Below are 21521 nucleotides of genomic sequence, written 5' to 3' on the forward strand. Positions count from 1 at the left end.
CCCTCCCTACACCCGCTGTGCTGTCGCCGGGCTGTCCAGCCAGAGCCGCTGCAACATGTGCCAGTCTTCCGGATGACGGGCGATCCCCGCGGCCAGCCCGTCGGCCACCCGCTGCGTCAGCTCGCGCACCCGCTGGTCGAGCGGGCCCTCGGTGGGCGGCTCCAGCGGCTCGGAGAGGGCGCAGCGGGCACGCTCCGGCTCGTACCACGCGGTGACGGTGTAGAGCGGCGCCCCGGTGCGGAGCGCGAGCAGCGCGGGCCCGGCCGGCATCCGCGCGCGGCCGCCGAAAAAGGACACCTCGACGCCGCGGGCGGAAAGGTCGCGATCGGCCAGCAGCGGCACGATGAAACCCTGGCCCAGGCGGTCGACAAGATGATCGAAGGGAGGCCGCTCACCGCCGCCGGTGGGGATGATCTCCATTCCCAGACCGCGCCGGTACGCGAGGAAGCGCTGGTACATGCTCTCCGGCTTGAGCCGCTCGGCGACCGTGACGATCGGCCAGCCCTTTGCGGCAACCCACGCGCCGGCCGCGTCCCAGTTGCCGCCGTGCGGCAGCGCGACCACCGCGCCCCGCCCCGAGGCCACGTCGGCGGCGAGCCGCTCCTCGCCGTCGAGCGCGAAGTCGTCAAGGATCTGCGCCTTCGAGCGGGACGGCAGCCGGAACGCCTCCATCCAGTAGCGGGCGTACGAGCGCAGCCCGCGGCGTACCAGATCGTCGAGCTCGTCCTCCGGCATGTCCGGACCCACGACGCGGCGCAGGTTGCCGGCCAGGCGGGTGGCGCCCTTTCCGCGCTTGCGGGCCGCCCAGTCGGCGCCGGTCCGGAAAGCCGCCGCCGCGACCGGCCGGGGCAGGGCCCGGACCAGCCGCCAGCCCGCCGCGTACCCGAGCTCGGCCGCGTTCATGCCTGGGCTTGCTTGTACACGTGTGCGATGCGCTGCCCCACGGTGATCACCGAGAGCACCGCGAGGATCCACAGCGCCGCCGGCAGCGCCCACTCCAGGCCGATGATGGTGAGCAGCCCGCCCACACCGACGCTCAGCAGCCGCTCGGGCCGCTCGGCGATGCCGACGTTGCAGGTCATGCCGAGGCCCTCGGCGCGCGCCTTGACGTACGACACGATCTGCCCCACGCCCAGGCACAGCAGCGCGGCGACCATGCCCCAGCGGTCGCCCTCGGTGGCAAGGTAGTAGGCGACGGAGCCGAAGATGCCGGCGTCGGCCACCCGGTCCATCGACGAGTCGAGGAACGCGCCGAAGCGGGTCGAGCCGCCCTTCATGCGCGCCATCGTGCCGTCGAGAAAGTCGGTGAGCGCGAAGACCACGACCAGCACGAGCGCGATCAGCAGGTGGCCGCGCGCGGCGAACCCGACGGCGCCGACCAGCACGCCGACGGTGCCGGCCACCGTCACGGTGTTCGGCGAGATGCCCATCCTGAGGAGGGCGCGGGCGATGGGCTCGACGACGGAACTGAGGGCCGTCCGAGCGGATACACGGAAGATCTTCGCCATGGCGGCTCTCACGATACGGCGTGGCGCCCCGATGCCGGGCGCGGGCCGTGTTGGGTTACTTCTCGCGTCGGGGTTGTGTACGGCGTGTTGCGGGTGTGGGATCGAAGGGCGAACGTGACGTTGCTCACGGGTGCTGGTTCGGCGCGGAGCGGGCACGCGACGCGGCGAACAGCGCCCTAATAGAGAGAGCAGCTCACGCCCTGATTCGCTCTCTTGAGGGAGGTTCTGGCGATGGCGCAGAAGAGTCAGGAGAAGGGAGTCACCGGCCCCGCGCCGGTGGTGGACGCGCCCGGCAGGGTACGCAACGTGGTGCTCGTCGGCCATTCCGGCGCCGGGAAGACGACTCTGGTCGAGGCGCTGCTCGCCGCGACCGGCACGATCCCCCGGACGGGTGTCGTGACCGAGGGCACCACGGTCTGCGACCACGACCCGGCAGCGGTGAAACAGCAGCGGTCGGTGAGCCTTGCCTGCGCCCCGTTCATGCACGACGGCATCAAGGTCAACCTCCTCGACACCCCCGGATACGCGGACTTCGTCGGCGAGCTGCGCGCCGGGCTGCGCGCCGCCGACGCCGCCCTCTTCGTGGTCTCCTCGGTCGACGGCATGGACGCCGCGACCGCGACCCTGTGGGAGGAGTGCGCCTCGGTCGGCATGCCGCGCGCGGTCGCCGTCACCCGGCTCGACCACCAGCGGGCCGACTTCGACGAGACGGTCGCGCTGTGCCAGCGCGTGTTCGGCGACAACGTGCTGCCCCTGTACCTGCCGATGCTGGGCGACGACGGCGAGTCCACCGTGGGCCTGATGGGCCTGATCACCAAGCGGGTCTTCGACTACAGCGGCGGGTACCCGCCGGAGGTCCGCGACCCGGACCCGGAGCACCTGCCGGCGATCGAGGAGGCGCGCAACGAGCTGATCGAGGGCATCATCGCGGAGAGCGAAGACGAGACGCTCATGGACCGCTACCTCAGCGGCGAGGACATCGAGGTCGAGGTGCTGATCGCCGACCTGGAGAAAGCGGTCGCGCGCGGCCACTTCTACCCGGTCGTGCCCGTGTGCGCCGAGACCAAGGTCGGCCTCGACGCGCTGCTGGAGCTTCTCACCGCCGCCTTCCCCACGCCGCAGGAGCACGACCTGCCCGCGGTGACCGGCGTCGACGGCTCGCCGCAGCAGCCGCTGACCTGCGACCCCAACGGCCCGCTGGTCGCCGAGGTGGTCAAGACCACCATCGACCGGCACGTCGGGCGGGTCTCGCTGGTGCGGGTCTTCTCCGGCACGCTGCGCCCCGAGGCCACGGTGCACGTGTCCGGGCACGGCATGGAGGACCGCGGCCACCCGGACCACGACGCGGACGAGCGGATCGCGCACATCTACTCCCCGCTGGGCGCGACGTTGCGCGAGGTGCCCGCGGCGGTCGCCGGCGACATCTGCGCGATCACCAAGTCGGGCAGCGCGGAGACCGGCGACACGATCTCGGCCAAGGACCACCCGCTGCTCGTCGAGCCGTGGGAGATGCCCGAGCCGCTGCTGCCGGTGGCGATCGTGGCCAAGAGCCGCGCCGACGAGGACGCGCTGGCGAAAAACCTCGGCCGCCTCGTCGCCGGCGACCCCACCATGCGGCTCGAGCGCAACCCGGAGACCCACCAGCTCGTCCTCTGGTGCATGGGCGAGGCGCACGCCGACGTGGTGCTGGACCGCCTGCGGGCCGGCGGCGTCGACCTGGAGACCGAGCCGGTGCGGGTGGCGCTGCGGGAGACGTTCAGCAGCGAGTCGTCCGGGCACGGGCGGCACGTCAAGCAGTCCGGCGGCCACGGCCAGTACGCGGTCTGCGACATCAAGGTGGAGCCCTTGCCGCGCGGCAGCGGCTTCGAGTTCGTCGACAAGATCGTCGGCGGCGTGGTGCCGCACAACTACATCCCGTCCGTGGAAAAGGGCGTCCGGGCCCAGATGGAGCGCGGCATCGTCGCCGGCTACCCGGTGGTCGACCTGCGGATCACCCTCTTCGACGGCAAGGCGCACAGCGTCGACTCCTCGGACGCGGCCTTCCAGACGGCCGGCTCGATGGCGCTGAAGGACGCCGCCGAAAAGGGCCACCTGACGCTCCTGGAGCCGGTCGACGAGATCGTCATCCGCGTGCCCGACTCGTTCGTCGGCGCCGTCATGTCAGACATGTCCAGCCGCCGGGGCCGCGTGCTCGGCACCGAGCCCGACCAGGCCGGCACCGAGCGCACGCTGGTCCGCGCCGAGGTGCCGGCCACCGAGCTCGTGCGGTACGCGGTGGAGCTGAGGTCCATGACCAGCGGCGCCGGCACCTTCACCCGGAGGTTCGCGAGGCACGACCCCATGCCCGCCCACCTGGCCGACCAGGTCAAGAAGGAACACACCTCCAGCTAGACCCCTGTTGCGGTTGATCAGGGAGTCGGTCGGGCGTGTGCCGGCGCGGCACCCCACCAACTCCCTGATCAACGCCCCCGGCCCGGCGGTCACCGCTCCAGCCAGGCGGTCACCGCTCGAGCCAGGCGGTGACCGCCGCGACGGCGTCCGGCGACAGCGGGCCCTTGGCCAGCGCGCCGGCGTTCTCCTCGACCTGGGCCACCGTGCGGCAGCCGGGGATGGGGACCGTGCGAGGGCTCCTCGCCCAGAGCCAGGCCAGGGCGCCCTGTGCCAGGGTGCGGCCGTCCGAGGTCAGCGCGTCGCGGACCGCGGAGACCCGGTCCAGCCACGCCGGCGCCGGCCGCCCGTCCTGGAAGAAGGAGAGCCAGTCCGGCGCGACGCCGCGCACGTCGTCCGGGCCCAACGTCGACGACCGGGTGAACTTACCGGTCAGCAGGCCCATCGCCAGCGGCCCCCGGTTGATGCTGGCCAGGTCGTACTTCTCCACGACCTCGAGCACGTCCGGCGAGTCCTCCAGCACCGACATCGCGTGCTGGATCGCGGTCACGTGCGCGCCCGCCGCGGCGATGGCCGAGGCGCGGTCGGCGAAGTCCGTGCTCCACCCGTACGACCGGATCTTCCCGGCGGCGACAAGCTCCTCAAGGGTCTCCACGAGGTCGAGCGCGACCGGGATGTCGAGGTCGTTCAGGTGCAGCTGGTACAGGTCGATGTAGTCGGTGCCCAGCCGCCGCAGCGAGCCCTCGACGGCCGTGCGCAGGTACCCCGGCGTGCCGTCGCTGCCGGTCAGCTGGCGGGTGGCCTCGTCGAAGGTGTTGCCCCACTTGGTGGCGATCACCACCTCGTCGCGCCGGCCGGCGAAGGCGCGGGCGAGCATCCGCTCGCTGTGCCCCGTGCCGTACACGTCGGCGGTGTCGAAGAAGGTCACGCCCAGCTCCAGCGCCCGGCGCAGCGCGCGGACCGACTCCTCGTCGTCGACCTCGCCCCACCCCAGGGGCTGCGTGCCCTGCCAGAAGGGCCCGCCGATCGCCCAGCAGCCCACGCCCAGCGCGGACACCTCGATGCCGCTACGTCCCAAAGTCCGTGTCAAGGAAGCCATGCGGCAACGCTCTCAATTCGAGCGCGCTATAAGTCAAGCCATGCCGAGGCGAAAAGGTCGCGGGTCTCGGACAGCAGCTGCGGCAGCACCTTCGTGTGGCCGATCACGGGCATGAAGTTGCCGTCGCCGCCCCACCTCGGCACCACGTGCTGGTGCAGGTGTGCGGCGATGCCCGCGCCGGCCACCGCGCCCTGGTTCATCCCGATGTTGAACCCGTGCGCCCCGCTCACGGCCCGCACGACCCGCATCGCCGTCTGCGTGAACGCGGCCAGCTCGGCCGTCTCCTCCGCGTCGATCTCGGTGTAGTCGGCCACGTGGCGGTAGGGGCAGAGCAGCAGGTGCCCCGGGTTGTACGGGTACAGGTTGAGCACCGCGTAGACGAGCTTGCCCCGCGCGACGACGAGGCTGCCCTCCTCCATGCCGGGCGCGACGCAGAAGGGGCAGCCGGGCGGCTGGTCCTTCCCCGCGATGTACGTCATGCGGTGCGGCGCCCAGAGCCGCTCCAACCCGTCCGTCACGGCTGAGATCCTAGGCTGCCGACGGACCCGAGTTCGTCCGCGAGCGGACCACCTCGACCACGTGCGCGACCGCCTCGGCCAGCGGTACTCCGTTGCGCTGCGACCCGTCCCGGTACCGGAAGGAGACCGTGCCCGCCTCGACGTCCGCGTCGCCGGCGATCGCCATGAACGGGATCTTCTGCTGCTGCGCCGTACGGATCTTCTTCTGCATCCGGTCGTCGGACGTGTCCACCTCGGCCCGGATGCCCTCCGCGCGGAGCAGGTCCACAAAGGACGCGAGGTACTCGGCGTGGTCGTCCCGGATCGGGATGCCGACCACCTGCACCGGCGCCAGCCACGCCGGGAACGCGCCCGCGTAGTGCTCGGTCAGGATGCCGAAGAACCGCTCGATCGACCCGAAGAGCGCCCGGTGGATCATGATGGGCTGCTGGCGCGTGCCGTCGGCGGCCTGGTACTCGAGCCCAAAGCGCTTGGGCTGGTTGAAGTCGAGCTGGATCGTCGACATCTGCCAGGTGCGGCCGATCGCGTCGCGCGCCTGCACCGAGATCTTCGGCCCGTAGAACGCCGCGCCGCCCGGGTCCGGCACCAGCTCCAGACCCGAGTCCTCGGCCGCCTGCCGCAGGATCTCGGTCGCCTCCGCCCACTCCTCGTCCGAGCCGATGAACTTCTCCGAGTCGCCCCGCGTCGACAACTCCAGGTAGAAGTCCTCCAGGCCGTAGTCCTTGAGCAGGTCCAGCACGAACGCGAGCAGGTCGCGCAGCTCGCCCGGCATCTGCTCACGGGTGCAGTAGATGTGCGAGTCGTCCATGGTGAGGCCGCGCACGCGGGTCAGGCCGTGCACGACGCCCGACTTCTCGTACCGGTACACCGTGCCGAACTCGAACAGCCGCAGCGGCAGCTCCCGGTACGACCGCCCGCGCGCCCGGAAGACAAGGTTGTGCATCGGGCAGTTCATGGCCTTCAGGTAGTACTGCGCGCCTTCGAGCTCCATCGGCGGAAACATCGTGTCCGCGTAGTACGGCAGGTGGCCGGAGGTCTCGAACAGGTGCGCCTTGGTGATGTGCGGGGTGTTGACGAACTCGTACCCCGCCCGCTCGTGCCGCCCCCGCGAGTAGGCCTCCATCTCGCGGCGGATGATGCCGCCCTTGGGGTGGAAGACCGCGAGGCCCGAGCCGATCTCGTCCGGGAAGGAGAAGAGGTCCAGCTCCGCGCCGAGCTTGCGGTGGTCGCGGCGGGCGGCCTCCTCGAGCAGCCGCAGGTACGCCTTCAGCGCGTCGCGGGTCGGCCACGCCGTGCCGTAAACCCGCTGCAGCTGGGGGTTCTTCTCCGAGCCGCGCCAGTACGCCGCGGCGCTGCGCATGAGCTTGAACGCGCCGATCAGCCGCGTGCTCGGCAGGTGCGGGCCGCGGCACAGGTCCGACCAGCACACCTTTTCCGACGAAGCGTCCACGTTGTCGTAGATCGTCAGCTCGCCCTCGCCGAGCTCCATGATCTCCGAGGCGTCGAAGCCGCCCGCTCCCGACGCGTCGACCAGCTCCAGCTTGAACGGCTCGTCGGCCAGCTCGGCGCGCGCCTCCTCGACGCTGTCGAAGCGCCGCCGGCGGAAGCGCTGCCCCGACTTGACGATCTCCTGCATGCGCTTTTCGAGCTTGTCGAGGTCGTCCGGCTGGAACGGCTTCGGCACCGCGAAGTCGTAGTAGAACCCGTTGTCGATCGGCGGGCCGATGCCGAGCTTCGCCTCCGGGAAGATGTCCTGCACCGCCTGGGCGAGCACGTGTGCGGTGGAGTGGCGCAGCACGTTGAGCCCGTCCGGCTCGTCGAGCGCCACCGGCGTCACCGTCTCGTCGGCCGCCGGCGCCCAGTCGAGGTCACGGAGGTGGCCGGCGCTGTCGCGTACCACGACGATCGCCTTGGGCCCCGCGGCCGGAAGGCCGGCGGCGGACACCGCCTCGGCCGCCGTCGTCCCGGCCGGGACGACGAGGTCGGCCACAGCGGGGGTACGGGGTGCGGACACGGTGATCTCCTCAAGGTGGGCTCGTCGGTAACCGGTGCAATGCTATAGAGCCGAGCCGTCGCGCCCGCGCAGCGGTAGATTGCCGGTGTGGCAGTCTCGGATCTGATCAACGCGCTCCAGCGCAGGTACCAGGAGTTTTCCGCCTCCCGGACGGCTGTGCCGTTCGCGGTGGCCACCGCGGGCGGGCCGGCACACCGGTTCGGCGCGGGCGATCCCGTGTTCACCATCACCGTCAAGGACGAGCGCGGGGCCAAGGCGCTCGCCGGCCTCGACCAGTTCGGCGTGGCCGTGGCCTATCTCAAGGGCTGGCTGGACGTCGACGGCGACCTCGCCGAAGCGCTGAAGATGCGCGCTTTCTTCAAGGACTTCCACCCGATCGCGTTCCTGTCCCGCTTCACCCCCGCCGCCATCTGGCGCGGCCGCAAGGAGGACGACCGTCGGGCGATCTCGCAGCACTACGACGAGGACTCCGAGTTCTTCCTGACGTTCCTCGACGAGCGGCACCGCTGCTACACCGAGGGCGTCTTCGCCAGCGACGACGAGCTGCTCGAAGACGCGATGACCCGCAAGATGGACCTCGCGATCGACGCGATCGGCGTCAAGCCCGGCGACCGCGTGCTGGAGGTCGGCGGCGGCTGGGGCGCGTTCTCGGAGCACGCCGCCCGCCGCGGCATCGACGTCACCACCACGACGTTGTCGAAGGAGTCCGAGCGCTACCTGCTGGACCTCTTCGAGCGCGAAAAGCTCCCGGTCAAGGTCGTCCGCCAGCACATCTTCGGCTACAAGGACCCGGACCGCTTCGACGCGATCGTCAACATGGGCGTGACCGAACACCTGCCCGACTACCGCACGACACTCGCCAAGTACGCCGAGCTCCTACGCCCGGGCGGCCGCGTCTACCTGGACGCGCTCGCGATGCGCCGCAAGCACATGGTCTCCACCTTCATGAAGCGGTACATCTACCCCGGCAACAGCGCGCCGCTGCTGCTCCACCAGTACCTGCGCCACGTCGCGAGGTCACCCTTCGAGCTGCTCAGCGTCACCGACGACCGCCACAACTACTTCCTGACCTGCCGCGAGTGGGCCAAACGCCTCGACGACGCCCGCGAGGACGTGATCGCCCGCTGGGGCGAGCCGCTGTACCGCCGCTTCCGCCTCTTCCTGTGGGGCTCCGCGGCCGGCTTCGACACCGGGCTCGTACAGGCGTACCGCTGGGTCCTCCAACTCCCCGCCCGCCCCGCCACCTGACGCGCACGCCCTGGACCTCGCGCTTGCCGCGGCGAGGTCCAGGGCCTCCTACGCGCCGGTCCGTCCAGGGCTTCATACGCCCCGGGTCAGTCCAGGGCCTTTACGTCCCGGTCCCTCCAGGACCTTTACCCCCGGTCCGTCCAGGGCCTTTATGCCCCGGTCCGCGCCAGTGACGGACCGCTCGCTCCCGCGGGCACCGCTCCGGTCGGCGGCTCGCAGGGCTCGCCGAGTGCCCCGACCTCCGCTGCCAGGCCCGCGGGTCAAGCCCACCCCGCCGCGGCCGCCCCCTTGCGGAACCCGCTCCGCACCGCCCTCATTCGGGCGCGTTCGCACCTAATCCCCTGATCTGGCTGCACTGGTGAATCGCTCGCTCCCCAGGCCGCCGGGACACATCCGACCAGCACGCCGAGCCGACCGCACCGGGCCGCTCGAACAGCGCCCGGCAGGAGCGACGGCATCGTCTCCGGCCAAGCCGGGCTGACCGAAGCCAGTCGCGCCCCGCCCGATCGCCGGTCCCCCGGCCGCCTCCGTCGTCGTCCGGAACTGGGCGCACCCATGCGCCCAGCCCGAGAGGACGTCCAGCCGCACCCACAGAACCCGCTCCACGAGGCCCTCGTCCCGGGGCGTTCGCCTCCGCCCCTGTTCTGGCTGCAATAACGGACCGCTCGCTCCCGCCTGGCCGCCGAGACACATCCAACCCGCACCCCGAGCCGACCGCACCATCGTCCGAAACCGGGCGCACCAGTGCGCCCAGCCCGAGAGGACGCCAAGCCGCACCCGCGGAACCCGCTCCACGCCGCCGCCTCGTCCCCGGGAGCGTTCGCACTTGCCCTGGTCCGGCCACGCAGACGGACCGCTCACTCCCACCAGCCGCCGGGACACATCCGACCGGCGCCCCAAGCCGACCGCACCGTCGTCCCAAGCTGGGCGCACCAATGCGCCCAGCCCGAGAGGACGTCCAGCCGCACCCGCGGATCCGCTCGGCGCCGGCCCTGGCAGCACCCACAACGCCGCCCCGCCCCAGCCCGGTCCGGGCTACCTGTTCCCCAGCGGAGGGTGAGGCCGCGGGAGCAACGGTCCGGACCACGACGGACGCCGCGGTAGCCCAAATCCGCAAAGACCACCACGGAGGGCGAGGCCCGGAAGACACGCTCCGTTCCGCGGCAACCCCGCGCAGGTCCGGCCGCGACAGACGCCGCTGTAGGCCAAACCGGTCTCCCCCGCGCAGGGTGAGGCCGCGAGAGCAAAAGTCCGGACCGCGACCGACGCCGCGGGTTAGGGGGTCGCGGCCATCAGGTCGAGGGCGAGGGCCGCGGTCCAGCTGAAGGCGGCCGCGCCGATGCCGTGGCCGGTGACCGGGTCGAAGTACTCGTGGCAGCCGCCGCGGCGGATGACGCCGAGCATCGCGGCGCGCAGGGCGGCGGCCTCGTGCTCGTGGCCGTGGGCGCGCAGGCCCTGCCAGAGCAGCCAGTTGACGTTGATCCAGACCGGGCCGCGCCAGTAGCGGAGGCGGTCGAAGTCGGGGGCCGTGCGGTCGTACGACGGCAGCGGGAGCTCGCCGCCCAGGCCGAACGCCTCCGAGCGGGCCACCTCCAGCAGCGACGATCGGTGCGCCTCGGGCAGGCCGGGCAGCACCAGCGGGATCAGGCCGCTCACGCAGCGTGCGGTGCTCAGCTGGCCGGTGCGCACGTCGCGCGCGTGGAACATGCCGGTCGACGGGTTGAACAGGCGGTCAACCAGCACCTTCGTGATGTGCTCTGCCCGGTCACGGTGGGGCGCGGCGTCGGCGCCGATCACCTCGGCGATGCCGGCCAGGGCAAGCTCGGCCAGCGCGAGCAGCGCGTTGAAGGACGGGCACTCCACCAGGAACGGGTGGCGCTCCAGCAGCCCCTCGTCCAGGTAGCCGCCGTCGCGGTAGGCGGCGGCGATCGCGATGTACCGCGCGTAGTCGGTGTCCGTCGGCCGGTGCGAGTGGACGGACACCTGCGTGTCCTGGCGGCGGTGGCTGCGCAGCAGCGAGAGGTCCACGGGGACGGCGGCGAGCGCGTTGTCCCAGGCCGGGCTGTTGTCCAGACCGGACTCCCAGGGGTGCACGATGCTGGCGAGCCCGTCGCCGGCGACGTCGCGGCCCTCGAAGAGGTACGTCTGCTGCTTGACCAGCCGCGGGTACAGCCACTCCAGCTCGTGCCGCGCGGCGTCGCGGTCGAGGCAGCGCAGGTAGACGTCGCGGGCGGCGACCGCGTGTACCGGCGGCTGCACGATTCCCGTGGTCAGACCGCCGAGGCGGCCCGGTGACGCCGGCGCGTCCCAGAAGGCGGGACCCGGGAAGTAGTCGCGCTCGGACACGTCCGGGTCGAACACGATGTGCGGGACACGCCCGTCGTACCACTGCGCGGCGAACAGGCTGCGCAGGTCGCGCCAGGCCCGCTCCGGCCGGTGGTGCGCGAGTCCGACCGCGATGAAGGCGGCGTCCCAGCTCCACTGATGCGGGTACAGGGCGCGCGATGGCACCGTGTGGTCCCGTTCCCAGTTGGCGTCCAGGACCTCGACGGCCTGGCGCCGGAGCTCTTCCTCGCTCATGACAGCGCCGGCCTCAGGGGCCGGCGCGAGGGGCGTATCCGTGGCGCTCACGCAACCTATATTGGCAGGTCACTGCTCGTATCGCAGGATCATCTGGATTGTGTCTCGATTATCGGTACGGCGTGAGATCAGCAATCCGGGATCGTCCGTGGCTTGCCAAGGGCAGTACCGTCTTCGCATGGCCACCGTCCTCCTGGTCGAAGATGACCATGTCGTGCGCAGCGCGATGCTGCGTTCGCTGGCTGATCGGGGCCACGCCGTCCACGCCGTCGGCACCGCGCTGGACGCGTTGCGCCGGGTCGCCTCCGAGACGCCTGACCTGGTCGTCCTGGACCTCGGCCTGCCCGACCTCGACGGCGCCGACGCCCTGCGCATGCTGCGCGGCATCACCGACATCCCGATCATCATCGCGACCGCGCGAGACGACGAGCAGGCGATCGTGCGGCTGCTGCGGGCCGGCGCCGACGACTACATGGTGAAGCCGTTCACCGGCGCCCACCTCGACGCGCGCATCACCAGCGTGCTGCGCCGCGCGGGCCGCGCGAGCCGCACCGTGCAGCCGGCCGTGCACGAGGTCGGCGGCCTCAAGGTCGACGTCGGCGAGCGGAGCGCCCATCTCGACGGGGTGCCGCTGGCACTGACCCGCAAGGAGTTTGACCTGCTGGCATACCTGGCGGCGCGTCCCGGCCGCGTGGTGTCCCGACGCGAGCTGTTGGAGGAGGTATGGCGGCAACCGTCGGTCGGCGAGGACCAGACCATCGACGTGCATCTGTACTGGCTGCGCCGCAAGCTGGGCGAGTCCGCGGCGAAACCCCGCTACCTGCGCACCGTGCGGGGGTCGGATTCCGGTTGGTGGCACCGGACTAAGGCAGGCCCACGCGTACGTCACGGCGGCCCTCACCACGATCGCCGCGCTCGCCTTCATGATCCCGCTCGGCCTCGAGCAGCGGGCGGACGCGCACGACGAGGCGGTGGCCGAGGCGCAGCGGCGTGCGGCCGCCGTGGCCGGCGCGCTCACCATCGCGGCCGGCGACGACCAGCTACGCCGCGCCTCACTCGCCGCGGGTGAGGGTGACCCGGTCGTGGTGCACGGACTCACGGCGCCCGCCGAGGGTTCGCACGCCGAGCAGGAAGACGTGACCCGGGCGGCGCGCGGCACCGAGGCGGTGCTCGCGGACGCGGAGGGGGCAAGGTCTACCTCCAGCCGGTACCGATGGCGGGCACCGTCGCCGTGGTGGAGGTCTTCCTGTCCGACGGCGCTTTCGGCGGTGCCAACTGGTGGCTCCTGATCGGTCTCACCCTCGGCCTGGTGGCCGCGTCGGTGATCGTGGTCGACCGCCTCGCCGCCGTCGCCGTCAACTCCGCGCGCAACCTCGTCAACGCCGCGATGGCGGTCGGTGACGGCGACCTGGCCGTGCGCGTGCAGCCCAGCGGCCCGCGCGAGCTGGCCGAGGCGGGGTACGCGTTCAACCGCATGGCCGACAAGCTCGTCGCCGCCCGCAGCAACGAGCGCGAGCTGGTGGCCGACCTCTCCCACCGCCTGCGTACCCCGCTGACGGTGCTGCGCCTGGACGCGGACGCGCTCGACTCGGACGACACGAGCGTGGGGCAGTTCAGCGCGGCGGAGCTGGACCGGCGGCGCACGATCCGCCGCATCCGGCAGGCGATCGTGACGCTGGAGGGCGAGGTCGACGTGCTCATCAAGACCAGCCGCAAGGTGGTCGAGCAGGCCGAGCAGCCCGAGGAGAGCATCTGCGACGCGGCCGAGGTGGTGCGCGACCGCATGGTCTTCTGGTCCGCGCTCGCCAGCGACCAGCAGCGTCCCAACCAGGTCACCGGCGCGCACACCCGCATCCCCGTGCCGCTGCCCCGCGCCGAGCTGGCCGCCGCGCTGGACGCGGTGCTGGGCAACGTCTTCCGGTACACGCCGCAGGGCACCGCCTTCGAGGTGGCCATCTCCCGCCGCGACGGCTACGTGGCGGTCCGCGTCGACGACGCCGGCCCGGGCATCGCCAACCCCGACCGCGCCCTCCGCCGCGGCGCCAGCGACCGCGGCTCGACCGGCCTGGGCCTGGACATCGCCCGGCGCGCGGCCCAGCAGGCCCGCGGCTCGGTGAGCATCGACCGCGCCCGCCTGGGCGGCGCCAGCGTGGTCATGCTGCTCGCCGACGCCGAGGCCGTCCCCAAGCAGGTGAGCCGCTTCGGCCTGGTCGGCCGCCTGGCCCGCGAGCCCGGCGCCCGCCGCTGGCCCCGCCAGCGCTCCAGCCGCGACTGAACCCGCGCATCTGATCGCCCAGGTCCGGTGCCGCCGCGCTCCGGCTGGCCGGCGCGCGGCACGTCGCCCGGCTCCGGGCCTGCCGCCCTCGGTTGGCAGGCGCGGCACATCGCCCAGGTCCGGGGCCGACGGGCCTCGGGTTGGGTGGCGCGCTCCACAGGGGACCGGCAAGTTCTCCTTAGGTCTGAATTAACCGGACGGTTCACAGGGTGGCCGGATGGCAGCATCAACGTCGATCCCATCCTGGTTCCACCGGACCACCACCCGCAGTAGGTCCACCCACCCCGGTCCGGTGGGACCTTTTGCGCGCGCGGCGGGAAATGGTCCCCAACCCTGATCCCGCCGCGCGCCCACCTAGGAGGAGGGCACATGAGCGAGCGCAGCCGCGCGTCGACGCCCTCACCGTGGCGCCGCCCCGGGCCGTCGGTGGTCCAGCCGGCACCCGACTTCCTGCTGCCCAGCCCGGCGGCGAGCGCTCCGGAAGCCACGCCGCCCGAGGAGCCGGAACACCGCCACCCACCCCGCGGCCGCCGCCGCCTCATCCGGTGGGTCGCCATCATCGCCGGCGTCATCCTCGCGGTGCTCGCCTGCTGGCAGGACCCGCTCTACGCCCTCTAGAGCTCCCTCCGCCGGCACCGGGAACGCACCCCAAGGAAACGCTCAGCTGCGCTCCACGTTTCCCGGGGGCCCCGCGCAGGGGTCCGGACCACGACGGGCGTCGCGGTAGCTCGCATCCAAAGGTCGCTGGGCGCATTGGTGCGCCCAGCTTGGGAGCAACGTGCGCGCGGCAGGTCGACCCGGCGCGGAGGGCGACGCGCTAAGCGCGGTGCGCGGCCACGTACGCGTCGATCTCCGCGGCGATGCGGGCCTTCTCCGGCGCCGGCAGGAACGATGCCGCCACCGCCTCGCGGGCCAGCTCGCCCAGGCCCTCCTCGTCGAGGTCGAGCAGGCGCGCGGCCACCGCGTACTCGTCGTTCAGCGTCGTGCCGAACATCGGCGGGTCGTCGGAGTTGATCGTCACGGGTACGCCGGCCGCGCGCAGCACCGGCAGCGGGTGCTCGTCGAGCGAGGCCACCGCGCGGGTGCGCACATTGGACGTCGGCGAGATCTCCAGCGGGATGCGGTGCTCGGCCAGGTACGCCATCAGGCGCTCGTCCCGCGCCGCCGAGATGCCGTGCCCGATCCGCTCGGCGCCGAGCTCGCGGATCGCGTCCCAGATCGTCTCCGGGCCGGTGGTCTCGCCCGCGTGCGGTACCGAGTGGAGGCCCGCCGCACGTGCCTTGTCGAAGTACGGCTTGAACTGCGGGCGCGGCACCCCGACCTCCGGCCCGCCCAGCCCGAAGCTGACCAGCCCGTCCGGCCGCTGGTCGAGCGCGATAGCGAGCGTCTCCTCCGCCGAGGGCAGCCCCGCCTCGCCGGGGATGTCGAAGCACCAGCGCAGCACGATGCCGAGCTCGGCCTCGGCCCGCACCCGCGCGTCCTCGATCGCCGCGCAGAACGCCTCGGCCGGGATGCCGCGCGACACATGCGAATATGGCGTCACCGTCAGCTCCGCGTACCGCACCTGCTGGCGGGCCAGCTCGCGCCCCACCTCGAAGGTCAGGATGCGCACGTCCTCGGGGTCGCGGATCAGGTCGACCACGCTCAGGTAGATCTCGATGAAGTGCGCGAAGTCGCGGAACTCGAAGTACTTCGCCACCGCCTCGGGATCGGCGGGCACCGGCGTGCGCCCCTCGTGCCGGGCGGCCAGCTCGGCCACGATGCGGGGCGACGCGGACCCGACGTGGTGCACGTGCAGCTCCACCTTGGGCAGTCCGGCGATGAACGACTCCAGCATCAGTCCCCTGCGTACGCGCTACGAAGAAGATCCGTCGGAACGGAAACGACACGACCGTACCCCGCACCGGGTAGGCCGCCGCGAGGCGTTTTTCCAGCGTGTCCCGGAACACGTCCCACGCCGGCGGGTCCAGCGCCGCCTTCACCGGCCGCAGCGCGGTGCCCTCCATCCAGGTGAGGACCGGGTGGGCGGCTCCGGGGACCACCGGCAGCCGGTGCAGGTACGTCGTCTCCCACGCGTCCACCGCGCACCCGGCGCCGGCCAGCACGTCGGCGTAGCCGGCCGGGTCGAGCACCGGCGCGTCGCGCGCGAGGTCGCCCAGGCCGGCCTCCGCTGCCAGCGAGCGGAGCGCGAGGTGGGACGGCGCGTCGAAGTTGCCCGGCACCTGCACGGCCAGCCACGCACCGGCCGGCAGCGCCGCCACCCACCGTGGCAGCAGGTGCTCGTGGCCGGGCACCCACTGCAGCGCGGCGTTGGAGACGACCACGTCGTGGTCACCCTCCGGGGTCCACTCGCGCAGGTCGCCCACCGCGAATTCCACCGGGTACCCGCCGGCGCGCGCCTTTTCGATCATCTCGGCGGAGGAGTCGACTCCTGACAGGCGCGCGCCAGGCCACCGCGCGGCGAGAGTGGCGGTGAGGTTGCCCGGCCCGCAGCCGAGGTCGACCACGGCACGCGGCTTCTCGGCCCCGACCCGGGCGACGAGGTCGAAGAACGGGCGCGACCGCTCGTCGCCGAAGCGCAGGTAAGTGGCTGGATTCCACACGACAGACCTCCAAACCGTACGTACGTCTTGTGAAGAATACCGCTAGGGTGTCCGCGTGGAGAAGCGCAGCTTCGGCCGGTTGGGCCGTGACGCGGGAGTGATCGGACTCGGTGCCTGGCAGCTGGGCGCGGACTGGGGCGAGGTGAGCGAGGACGCCGCCTTCGCGACGCTCGGCGCCGCGGTCGACGCCGGCGTCACGTTCCTGGACACCGCCGACGTGTACGGCGACGGCCGCAGCGAGCAGATCATCGGCCGCTTCCTGCGGCAGCACCCCGCCGGGCCGCGCCTGACCGTGGCCACCAAGATGGGGCGGCGGGTGGCGCAGGAGCCCTCGGCGTACAACATCGACAACTTCCGCGCGTGGAACGACCGGTCCCGCGCCAACCTCGGTGTCGACACGCTCGACCTGGTGCAGCTGCACTGCCCACCCACCCCGGTGTACTCGACGGACGCCGTCTTCGACGCCCTCGACACGCTCGTGCAGGAGAAGCGCATCAGGGCGTACGGCGTGAGCGTCGAGCGGGTCGAGGAGGCCCTCACCGCCATCGCCCGCCCCGGCGTCGCGTCCGTACAGATCATCCTCAACGCGCTGCGCCTCAAGCCCGTCGACACCGTGCTCCCCGCGGCGGCGGCCGCCGGCGTGGGCATCATCGCGCGGGTGCCGCTGGCCAGCGGGCTGCTGTCCGGGCGGTACGACGAGCGCACGACGTTCGGCGCGGACGACCACCGCAACTACAACCGGCACGGCGAGTCGTTCGACGTGGGTGAGACGTTCTCCGGCGTGCCCTACGAGGTGGGTCTGGAGGCCGTCCGCCGGCTGAAGGCGCTGGTCCCGCCCGGTGCGACGATGGCGCAGTGGGCGCTGCGGTGGATCGCCGACCAGCCCGGCGTCACGGTGGTGATCCCGGGTGCGCGTGGCCCGGAGCAGGCAAGGGCCAACGCGGCGGCCGCGGACCTGGCACCCTTGTCCCCTGAGGCGCACGCCGCCGTCGCCGAGGTGTACGACGAACTCATCCGCCCCCTTGTGCACGACCGCTGGTAAGGGAGGCACGTCCGTGAAGGCGTGGTTGCCGCTCGCCCTGGGGATGCTCGCCATCGTGGTGGGCGCTGTATGGACCCTCCAGGGACTGGGATACCTGTCCGGCAGTGTGATGACCGACGACCGCACCTGGGCGGTCGTCGGCCCGATCGTGGCCCTCGTCGGCCTGATCCTCGTCGCGGTGGGCCTACGGGTCCGCCGCCGCGGTCAGGCCGGCAACGGCCCAGCCGGAGACTGACAGCAAGGAGCCCCCGCGAACGTTGGTGATCGCGGGGGCTCTGTGCTGTCGCGGCTGATCAGATGGGGCGGACCTGCTCGGCCTGCGGGCCCTTCTGGCCCTGGGCGATCTCGAACTCCACCCGCTGGTTTTCCTCCAGCGTCCGGTATCCGCTGGTCTGGATCGCCGAGAAGTGGACGAAGACGTCGGAACCCCCGCCGTCAACGGTGATGAAGCCGAAGCCCTTGTCTGCGTTGAACCACTTCACGGTTCCCTGCGCCATGCTGTATCTCCTTCTGAAACTGGCGGCCGAGCACACCGTGCGGCGGCCGGTTGGCCGTTTTCGAGCACTGGCGCCGAGGCGGCCTCCGGTGAAGGAGTCTTCCCAACCACGCCATCTCTAGAACAGCGTGGAACAGCAAACCACGTACGCAAAAACTTCGCACAGTCTACCGGAGGAAATTCTCCGACATGTGACCTGATTCGCCGTTAACAAGGGTAAACGCGAGTCTGTTTCAGGCCGGCCAGCGGCCCGTCAAGCGCCGCACGCCGGTAGCCCCGCCACGGTCGACAGCGGCCTTGACCACGGCGAATATGGCGCCCTGCAGGGCCGCGGCGGCCAGGATCTCGCCCCAGCCCCGCTCCTCGTCGGTGGCGTCCGGCGCATCGTCGTCACCGGCCGCGACCTTCCACAGCTGCTTGAAGATCGCGCCAGCCACGATGCCGGCCCCGATGCCCAGCAGCATCCCGACCGGCTTGTACGCCACCTTGCTCACGACCTTGGCCACCGCATCCTCCCCCTCGATACTCGAAAAAGATGCTCAGCGGGAACGCTTTCGCATCACCATCAGCACAACGATCGCCGCCAGCACGCCGGTGACAGCGGTGGCGGCGGCCACGAGCGGCACCCGGTTTTCCCGCGCCCGCTCGGTGGTTTGCGCGACCGACTGCCGTACCCGCGCCTTGACATCGGCCTTGGCGGCCAGGGCCTGGACCGTCTCCCCCAGCTCGGCCCGCGTCTGCCGGATCTCCGCCCGCAGCGCCTCGGTGTCCACCTTGCCGTTGGTGGACACCTTGCCGTTCGTCGCAACCATCTACGCCCCCTCGCCGTGGCCGTTGGCCCGCGCCCGCACGGCCCCCTTGACCGTGTCGACGTCGGCCTTCAGCCCGGAGGCGGCCGCCTCGGGCATGGGCGGCACAGCCTGCTTGACCTGCCGCTTGCCGACGAGCGCCATTATCCCAGCGGAGACGAACAGCAGGACGGTCACGATGAGCGCGGCGAGCCACGCCGGCATCACCAGCGCGAGCAGGAGGATGCCGGTCGCGATGAGCGCGCCGACGCCGTACAGCGCGAATGCGCCCGCGCCGCCGAAGAGGCCGATGCCGACGCCGGCGTGCTTGCCCTTCTCGGCGAGCTCGGCCTTGGCGAGCGCCAGCTCGTCGCGGACCAGCAGGGAGATCTGTTCACTTGCGCGCTGCACCAGCTCGGCGGTTGACTGCTCACTCAACGGGCGGGCCGGACCGCGTTCGAGAACATCGGCCATGGCGTCCTCCTTCACCCTCTCTCGGGGACTATGCCCAGCTTATGAGCGCTCCAATCCCCGTGGCGTCAGGTTCGGGACTCGTCCGGGTCCGAACGTTCGGGCGGACCTTCGAACTCGGCCGCGCGGGCCTCCCCTTCGGGGCTGCCGCCGAAGACCCGGGCGTCGTCGTCCGGTTCGGTGGGCACGTCCCGGCGGCCCGGGCGGACGTCATGCGCGGTCGAGGGGCGCACCCACTGCCACGCGAGCCGGTTTGCCCCGTCGCCGACCTCGGCGCGCACCCGGGGAAGCGAGGTGGGCTGGCGGTCGCGGATCCAGCCGACGAAGTGCTCGCGGACCAGGCAGCGCAGGTCCCAGAGGGTCGGCGCGTCATTGGCGCTGACGAGTGCGCGCACCCTGATCATGCCGCCCACCGCGTCGGTCACCTGCAGCACGCAGACCCGGCCGTCCCACAGCTGGCTGCCTTCGAGCAGGGTGCGCAGCTCCTCCCGCATGTCCTGCACCGGCACCGCCCAGTCCAGGTCGAACTCGGCCGTGCCGAGCACGGCTGAGCCCGTGCGGGTCCAGTTCTGGAACGGTCGGGTGGTGAAGTACGTGGTCGGCATGATCAGCCGCCGGTCGTCCCAGATCTGCACGACCACCGTGGTGAGCGTGAGCTCCTCGATGCGGCCCCACTCGTCCTCGACCACGACCACGTCGTCGAGCCGGAGCGCGTCGCTGAACGTGAGCTGCAGCCCCGCGAAGATGTTGCCCAGCGTGCTCTGCGCCGCCAGCGCGGCCACCACGCCGATGATGCCGGCCGAGGCGAGCAGGCTGGCGCCCACGGCGCGGACGTGCGGGAAGGTCATCAGCATGATGCCGAACGTCACCACGACGACGGCCGCGACCGTGACCCGGCGCAGCAGCCGCACCTGCGTCTGCACCTTGCGGGCGCGCAGGTTGTCCGGCACGTCGGTGCGTACCCGCGACACGGCGACGTCCTCGACCACCAGGGCCAGCGCGGCGAGCAGCCACGCGAACGCCGCGATCACCGCGAGCACGAGCAGGTGCAGGACCACGTCACGACCGGCGAACTCACCGCCGGTGGCCCGGACCCCCACCTCGATGGCGAGGACGGTCATCGCCACCTGGAACGGGCGGTGCGCGTGGTCGGACAGCTCCCTGAGCAGGACGGATCGCCGGCCGAGCCGCCGCGCGACGCGGTGCACGACCGCCACCACCGCGAGGGCGAGCACGGCGGCGCCGAGCGTCACCGAAATCGCCCAAAGCACGGTATCCACGTCCCAATCCCCTCGAATCAGGCGAACGAACAACCTTGCCCGATCAAACAGGGACCAACCGCCTAAGCGCGGGCGATCTTCACCACGACGTTACTATCCGTGACGCTCTCAAGCGTCACGTTCATCCCGGCGACCTCCGTGCCGCCCTGCCCCACAGTCAGGCTGAGCTGCTCGCCGGCCACTTCCAAGGTGACCCGGTCGCCTTCCGCGCTCACCAGCTTGGCGTCGACCCCCAGCACGCTGGCCTGCGCCTCCACGCCTCTGTCGAACGTCACCGTGCACTGGTCGAGGCCACAGTTGGTATCGGCGCCTTCAGAACTACACCCCGTCAGCACCGCGGCTGCGAGGGCCAGGCCGATCGCCACGCGGGCGGTCAGTCGCTTCGTCACGCCGCCCAGCCTACGTGGTCGCGGCGATCCCGGCCTGGCGTCAGACCGCGTGCTCGGGCGCGGGCAGGTCGTCGAAGGGAAACCGGCGGGCGAACGCCGGCCACGGGATCGTGAGGCGCACCCGGTCGCGAGCGGCGAACGGCGGGGGTGGACGTGGACGCCGGCGACCTCGACGAGGCGGGCCAGCGACCGGCGCACCTCGCCCTCCGGCATGCGCAGCGCCGCGGCGAAAGCGCGCAGGTCGGTGGTGACCTGCCGGCGCCGCCACCGCGGCCGGGTGCGCTCGGCGAGCGCCCGCACGGTGATCGCGACGAGCACCGTGCGGTCGTCCTGCTGGGCCCGCTCCTCGTCGACGATCTCGTTGCCGGCGAGCGGCAGCACCTCGATCGGGTTTTGCTCCAGGCGGGGCGTCAGCCACTCACCGTCCATCTCGAACAGTCCGAACCCGACAAGGCAGGAAAGCAGCTCCTCCAACGTGTGCGGCACCGGCAGCCCGCGCCGGCGGCACATCTCGGTGAACAGCTCCACCCGCGCGGCCCGCACCCGCACCACCCGGTCGTAGTGCTCGCGCGCCTGCAGCTCGGCGTGGTCGGCCTCGCGACGCGGGTGGTGGCTCTGCGCCTGCGCCACCCAGTCGTCGACCGAGCCCGGGTCGCACCACACGGCCTTGTCCCAGGGCAGCATCGACCACGCCTTGCGGGAGAAGCCGTGCTGGTCGGGCACGACCGTCAGGTACGCGAACGAGCATGGCAGCCAACGGATCCACGACGGCACCATGACCGCGCGCTGCCATTGGTTGGCCACGCAAGGACGATAGCGCCA

General features: G+C 71.8%; 18 protein-coding genes and 4 pseudogenes. 7 read left to right on the forward strand and 15 right to left on the reverse strand.

Annotated features, from left to right (window positions below; genetic code table 11):
- Window positions 1-6: 6 nt before the first annotated feature.
- On the reverse strand, window positions 7-903 hold the full coding sequence (locus Phou_RS04165) for a phosphatidylinositol mannoside acyltransferase (RefSeq protein ID WP_173053685.1): 897 nt from the start codon (window positions 901-903) through the stop codon (window positions 7-9).
- Window positions 900-1508: a phosphatidylinositol phosphate synthase gene (gene pgsA / locus Phou_RS04170; RefSeq protein ID WP_173053687.1), complete on the reverse strand. Its 609-nt coding sequence runs from the start codon at window positions 1506-1508 to the stop codon at window positions 900-902. The genes Phou_RS04165 and pgsA overlap by 4 nt, the downstream gene beginning before the upstream one ends.
- Window positions 1509-1739: 231 nt before the next feature.
- Here pgsA and Phou_RS04175 point away from each other — a divergent pair, with 231 nt between their 5' ends.
- Entirely contained in the window at window positions 1740-3899 is a 2160-nt protein-coding gene (locus Phou_RS04175) for an elongation factor G-like protein EF-G2 (RefSeq protein WP_173053689.1), read from the forward strand.
- A 109-nt stretch (window positions 3900-4008) separates the two neighbouring features.
- Here the strand turns inward: Phou_RS04175 and Phou_RS04180 are convergent, their stop codons facing one another.
- The 3 genes from Phou_RS04180 to thrS are packed head-to-tail and all read right to left on the reverse strand — an operon-like array spanning window position 4009 to window position 7527.
- A complete protein-coding gene (locus Phou_RS04180; RefSeq protein ID WP_173053691.1) occupies window positions 4009-4995 on the reverse strand; it encodes an aldo/keto reductase in 987 nt (328 codons plus the stop codon).
- 26 nt (window positions 4996-5021) lie between these two features.
- Window positions 5022-5513 (reverse strand): HIT family protein, encoded by a 492-nt coding sequence (locus Phou_RS04185; RefSeq protein WP_246273218.1) that lies wholly within the window; start codon window positions 5511-5513, stop codon window positions 5022-5024.
- 10 nt (window positions 5514-5523) lie between these two features.
- Window positions 5524-7527, reverse strand: a complete 2004-nt coding sequence (gene thrS / locus Phou_RS04190) for a threonine--tRNA ligase (RefSeq protein WP_173053693.1) — start codon at window positions 7525-7527, stop codon at window positions 5524-5526.
- A gap of 87 nt (window positions 7528-7614) precedes the next feature.
- Here thrS and Phou_RS04195 point away from each other — a divergent pair, with 87 nt between their 5' ends.
- On the forward strand, window positions 7615-8775 hold the full coding sequence (locus Phou_RS04195; protein ID WP_173053695.1) for a class I SAM-dependent methyltransferase: 1161 nt from the start codon (window positions 7615-7617) through the stop codon (window positions 8773-8775).
- Between the two features lie 1275 nt (window positions 8776-10050).
- Here the strand turns inward: Phou_RS04195 and Phou_RS04200 are convergent.
- Window positions 10051-11355 (reverse strand): MGH1-like glycoside hydrolase domain-containing protein, encoded by a 1305-nt coding sequence (locus Phou_RS04200; RefSeq protein ID WP_173053697.1) that lies wholly within the window; start codon window positions 11353-11355, stop codon window positions 10051-10053.
- A gap of 178 nt (window positions 11356-11533) precedes the next feature.
- Here Phou_RS04200 and Phou_RS04205 point away from each other — a divergent pair.
- The 3 genes and pseudogenes from Phou_RS04205 (at window position 11534) to Phou_RS04220 (ending at window position 14248) form a co-directional block, all read left to right on the forward strand.
- Window positions 11534-12222 (forward strand): annotated as a pseudogene (locus Phou_RS04205) (response regulator transcription factor).
- A 56-nt stretch (window positions 12223-12278) separates the two neighbouring features.
- Window positions 12279-13630: pseudogene (locus Phou_RS04215) on the forward strand (ATP-binding protein).
- A gap of 369 nt (window positions 13631-13999) precedes the next feature.
- Complete coding sequence (locus Phou_RS04220) at window positions 14000-14248, forward strand: hypothetical protein (protein WP_173052324.1); 249 nt, start codon at window positions 14000-14002, stop codon at window positions 14246-14248.
- Window positions 14249-14447: 199 nt separating this feature from the next.
- Here Phou_RS04220 and Phou_RS04225 read toward each other — a convergent pair whose 3' ends face one another.
- The gene (locus Phou_RS04225) at window positions 14448-15467 is read right to left on the reverse strand and encodes an adenosine deaminase (protein WP_173053703.1); all 1020 of its coding nucleotides are present in this window, start codon (window positions 15465-15467) and stop codon (window positions 14448-14450) included.
- 10 nt (window positions 15468-15477) lie between these two features.
- Window positions 15478-16233, reverse strand: a pseudogene (locus tag Phou_RS04230) (trans-aconitate 2-methyltransferase); the annotation flags it as partial.
- Window positions 16234-16288: 55 nt separating this feature from the next.
- Here Phou_RS04230 and Phou_RS04235 point away from each other — a divergent pair.
- On the forward strand, window positions 16289-17275 hold the full coding sequence (locus tag Phou_RS04235; protein WP_173053705.1) for an aldo/keto reductase: 987 nt from the start codon (window positions 16289-16291) through the stop codon (window positions 17273-17275).
- 43 nt (window positions 17276-17318) lie between these two features.
- Window positions 17319-17510 (forward strand): hypothetical protein, encoded by a 192-nt coding sequence (locus tag Phou_RS04240; protein ID WP_246273724.1) that lies wholly within the window; start codon window positions 17319-17321, stop codon window positions 17508-17510.
- A 58-nt stretch (window positions 17511-17568) separates the two neighbouring features.
- On the opposite strand, the gene Phou_RS04245 is transcribed toward Phou_RS04240, so the two are convergent.
- From Phou_RS04245 to Phou_RS52170, 7 genes and pseudogenes are all read right to left on the reverse strand, one after another.
- Window positions 17569-17772 (reverse strand): cold-shock protein, encoded by a 204-nt coding sequence (locus Phou_RS04245; RefSeq protein ID WP_173033499.1) that lies wholly within the window; start codon window positions 17770-17772, stop codon window positions 17569-17571.
- A gap of 232 nt (window positions 17773-18004) precedes the next feature.
- Window positions 18005-18277, reverse strand: a complete 273-nt coding sequence (locus tag Phou_RS04250; RefSeq protein ID WP_173053709.1) for a DUF4235 domain-containing protein — start codon at window positions 18275-18277, stop codon at window positions 18005-18007.
- A 33-nt stretch (window positions 18278-18310) separates the two neighbouring features.
- Complete coding sequence (locus tag Phou_RS04255; protein WP_371872077.1) at window positions 18311-18583, reverse strand: DUF3618 domain-containing protein; 273 nt, start codon at window positions 18581-18583, stop codon at window positions 18311-18313.
- Window positions 18584-19033: a phage holin family protein gene (locus Phou_RS04260; RefSeq protein WP_173053711.1), complete on the reverse strand. Its 450-nt coding sequence runs from the start codon at window positions 19031-19033 to the stop codon at window positions 18584-18586.
- A gap of 65 nt (window positions 19034-19098) precedes the next feature.
- Window positions 19099-20310: a mechanosensitive ion channel family protein gene (locus Phou_RS04265; RefSeq protein ID WP_173053713.1), complete on the reverse strand. Its 1212-nt coding sequence runs from the start codon at window positions 20308-20310 to the stop codon at window positions 19099-19101.
- A gap of 62 nt (window positions 20311-20372) precedes the next feature.
- Window positions 20373-20708, reverse strand: a complete 336-nt coding sequence (locus tag Phou_RS04270) for a hypothetical protein (protein WP_173058104.1) — start codon at window positions 20706-20708, stop codon at window positions 20373-20375.
- 162 nt (window positions 20709-20870) lie between these two features.
- Window positions 20871-21476: pseudogene (locus tag Phou_RS52170) on the reverse strand (DUF6042 family protein); the annotation flags it as partial.
- Between the last annotated feature and the right edge of the window lie 45 nt (window positions 21477-21521).

It is taken from the genome of Phytohabitans houttuyneae (assembly GCF_011764425.1).
Taxonomy (GTDB): Bacteria; Actinomycetota; Actinomycetes; order Mycobacteriales; family Micromonosporaceae; genus Phytohabitans; species Phytohabitans houttuyneae.

What these genes read in the sequence shown, in the direction of transcription:
- Phou_RS04245 (WP_173033499.1), bottom strand. Translation starts at nt 17,772, where the DNA reads ATGGCGCAGGGAACCGTGAAGTGGTTCAACGCAGACAAGGGCTTCGGC.
- Phou_RS04260 (WP_173053711.1), bottom strand. Translation starts at nt 19,033, where the DNA reads ATGGCCGATGTTCTCGAACGCGGTCCGGCCCGCCCGTTGAGTGAGCAG.
- Phou_RS04175 (WP_173053689.1), top strand. Translation starts at nt 1,740, where the DNA reads ATGGCGCAGAAGAGTCAGGAGAAGGGAGTCACCGGCCCCGCGCCGGTG.
- Phou_RS04255 (WP_371872077.1), bottom strand. Translation starts at nt 18,583, where the DNA reads ATGGTTGCGACGAACGGCAAGGTGTCCACCAACGGCAAGGTGGACACC.
- pgsA (WP_173053687.1), bottom strand. Translation starts at nt 1,508, where the DNA reads ATGGCGAAGATCTTCCGTGTATCCGCTCGGACGGCCCTCAGTTCCGTC.
- Phou_RS04220 (WP_173052324.1), top strand. Translation starts at nt 14,000, where the DNA reads ATGAGCGAGCGCAGCCGCGCGTCGACGCCCTCACCGTGGCGCCGCCCC.
- Phou_RS04200 (WP_173053697.1), bottom strand. Translation starts at nt 11,355, where the DNA reads ATGAGCGAGGAAGAGCTCCGGCGCCAGGCCGTCGAGGTCCTGGACGCC.
- Phou_RS04225 (WP_173053703.1), bottom strand. Translation starts at nt 15,467, where the DNA reads ATGCTGGAGTCGTTCATCGCCGGACTGCCCAAGGTGGAGCTGCACGTG.
- Phou_RS04180 (WP_173053691.1), bottom strand. Translation starts at nt 4,995, where the DNA reads ATGGCTTCCTTGACACGGACTTTGGGACGTAGCGGCATCGAGGTGTCC.
- Phou_RS04165 (WP_173053685.1), bottom strand. Translation starts at nt 903, where the DNA reads ATGAACGCGGCCGAGCTCGGGTACGCGGCGGGCTGGCGGCTGGTCCGG.
- Phou_RS04240 (WP_246273724.1), top strand. Translation starts at nt 17,319, where the DNA reads ATGCTCGCCATCGTGGTGGGCGCTGTATGGACCCTCCAGGGACTGGGA.